Source organism: Lentimicrobium sp. S6, assembly GCF_013166635.1.
Classification (GTDB): Bacteria; Bacteroidota; Bacteroidia; order Bacteroidales; family UBA12170; genus UBA12170.
In genome coordinates, this window is record NZ_JABKBZ010000161.1 from 1 (window position 1) to 3,106 (window position 3,106).

Consider the following 3,106-nt stretch of genomic DNA (forward strand, 5'->3'; position numbering starts at 1 on the left):
CAATACCATCGTAATCCTCTTTCTGAACCTGCTCGACAAGTAAGGCGCTAAAACCCATAATTCCATTGAAAGGACTTTTGAGATCGTGGGCTATGATAGAGAAAAATTTGTCTTTTTCGGCGTTGATTTCTCTTAGTTTTTGTTCACTCTCATTTAGGGTTTGTTCGGCCTGCTTGCGCTCTGTTATGTCTAAAGAATATTCGATTATCGAACTAATTTCTCCATTTTTATCAAATATAGGATAGCTATAAACCTCTACATTTCTTTTATTCCCGGCTTTATCAAAATGAATATGTTCGACCATAGTCGATTTGCGTGTTTTCTTAATTATTTCAATAGGACACGGATGATCCTGACTATTGCATGGCACATCACTATTGTGGGTTAAAGCGTGACAGCTTGTTTTATTCAAGCGCAAACCAAATCCACTTGCAGAATTGGCTTTTAGAATAGAATAATCATTAATATCTATAACATAAAATGGATGTGTTAATGATTCCATTACATGATTTAAAAATTCATTTTGCTGAATGATTTTTTCCTCCGCCTGCTTGCGTTCGGTAATATCTTGCCCCTGGGCAATGGTGGAAACGATGACGTTGCCTCCCGGATCAATTATGTTTGCTGAATTCCATAAAACTATTCTAACAGATCCGTCAGCACGCTTTATTGGTATTTCAACAGTTTCCCAGTTTTCAAAAGAATAAGACGTTTTTTTAATGAACTCCATTGATTCTACAACTCTGTCGGACGGAAAGAGTATGTCGAGTGTCTGGCCAATTACCTGACTTGCATCAATACCGGTAAGATGCTCAAAAGCTTTATTGAAACGCACGATTTTGAAGTCAACATCCCAGACTATAATTGGAGCATTGGCATAGTTGATCAGGCTTTCGAGATATTGATGTGTTTCGGTCAGTTCTTCTTCAGCCTTTTTACGCTCGGTGTTGTTATTAGATGTGCTGATAAAACCAATATTTCTACCATTACTATCAGTTAATGGGGAAATACGAACATTAAAGTATTGTTTGCTTCCATTTGTATCAATATACATTGTTTCGTATCCATCTACTTTGCTGCTTTGCACAACACGTTTAAAACAATCAATTGCCGTATCATGGAAGTCAGAAGGTACAAAATCCAGAACTGACTTTCCAATCACTTGTTCATGTGATAAGTCAGGAACTGTATAATTGATGAACCGGATTTTATAATCCATATCTAACTGCATAATATAGTCAGGCGAATTTTCAGTAAGTGATCTCCATTTTTCCTCACTTTCCCGGAGTGCCTCATCCGCCTGCTTGCGTTCGGTGATGTCTAAATTGAAACCTTGAAAGTGTTTAAAACTCCCATCGTCATTAAAGACTGGTGCAGCATGGCAATAGAAATATCTGTATTCCCCATCTTTCCGTCTTAATCTAAAATAATTGTCATGGGCAGTTTTTGCTTCCCAGTGTTTCATCCATATTTTTCCGGCAGCTTCCAAATCATCAGGATGAACAATTTCCGTCCATCTTTCAACAGTAAGGGGTAAAGCAGCATCTTGACCAGTATAATTATACCACTCTTTATTCATGTAAGAATAAATCTCACCATTGAAAGCCCACATTTGTAATTTGGTACTATCTAAAATATCTTGTGTTTCCTTATCAGATTCTCTTAGCGCCTCTTCCGTCCGCTTGCGCTCGGTGATGTCTTGAACAAAACCAATTGCCTTTAAAGCATCACCCTTGTCGTTAAATTCCAGATATGCTTTTTCTCTTACCCATTTAATTTTACCATCCACTAAAAGGCGGTGTTCAATATCATAGGGTTCGTGTTTGAGGGCAGCGTTCCACTTTGCGCCTACATAATCGCTATCTTTAGGATGAATAAAACTCAAAAATAGTTCTAAGTTCATTTCTGTTCCTAATGGCAAACCAAAAATCTTGTAGGTTTCTTCTGTCCAGATTAGAATATTATTAATAATATCCAGCTCCCATGTTCCAATACTTCCAATTTCCTGAGCTTTTTCCAGAAGGTATTGCTGTTGCAGAATCTCTGTTTCCGCCTGCTTGCGTTCGGTAATAAATCGGGCTTGCTGGATATTTTGGTAAGCTATCAGGGATAAATTATTGGCGAGAGTAAAAACGGCATTTGCAATATTCTGGAATTTTTCCTGCGACATTGAAGGTACATCATTAAAAGCATCAAGAAAATCTTTTTCATTAGCCCCAATCCTTTGGGCATATTCTAACATTGCTTTTTCTGTTTGGTATTCGTCGCGCACCTGGCCAATCAACCAATTGGCAATATGTTTTCCGCCAACGCTAATTGAGGCTCCCGCATCCCAAAGACCACCACTCATACAGGGTTGAACAATTGCCCCACCTGGATGGTACCGGCCTATTTCTGCGTCAGATTTGCAGCAGTTTATATATCCTTTTTCAGTTTTACGAATAATATCATTGCACAATCTACAGAAATTACTCGGACGTGTAATCGGGGTTCCATCCACTTGAGTTATTATTGATGCAACTCCGGTGGCATTTGCAAAATCATCCTGTATTTTTTGAATGTCATTCAAATTAAAAAGATCACTAAATGAAATGCTTTCAATATTGTCAAGTGGTTGCGTCAGAGCAACCATTCTTTTTTCAAGAACTTGTTCTGCTTTCTTGCGCTCGGTGATGTCGCGGGCAATAATCTGAATCATCGGTTCTTCACCATAATTTATAGGAACACCGATAACTTCAACATCGATGACCTTGCCATCCAGCCGGATAAACCTTTGTTCCATAGCAACTTTTGATTCTTCTCTACTGAATAGTTTTTTCATATTTTCCAGGCCGATTGCCCTGTCGTCGGGATGTATAAAATCAATGGCTGATTTTCCCACTACTTCATCCAGGCTTGTTGCACCTACGAGTTTTAGCCCACTATTATTGATATGCAAAATCTCTGTCATATTATGAATCGCAATTAAATCAGGCGAGTTTTCAATAAGCAGACGATATTTTTTCTGGCTTTCTTTATGTTCTTCCTCACGCTTTTTACTTTGTGTGCGTAAATCGTCCAACTCAGCTATGAGTTGTTCTTTGGTTTTGTTAGAATCATTTTTCAT

At 38.2% G+C, this 3,106-nt stretch carries 1 protein-coding gene; it reads right to left on the reverse strand.

Annotated elements, in window-relative coordinates; genetic code table 11:
* Positions 1–3,106: PAS domain S-box protein (locus tag HNS40_RS21945; protein ID WP_172284856.1), on the reverse strand; the 3,106-nt coding region annotated here is incomplete at both ends.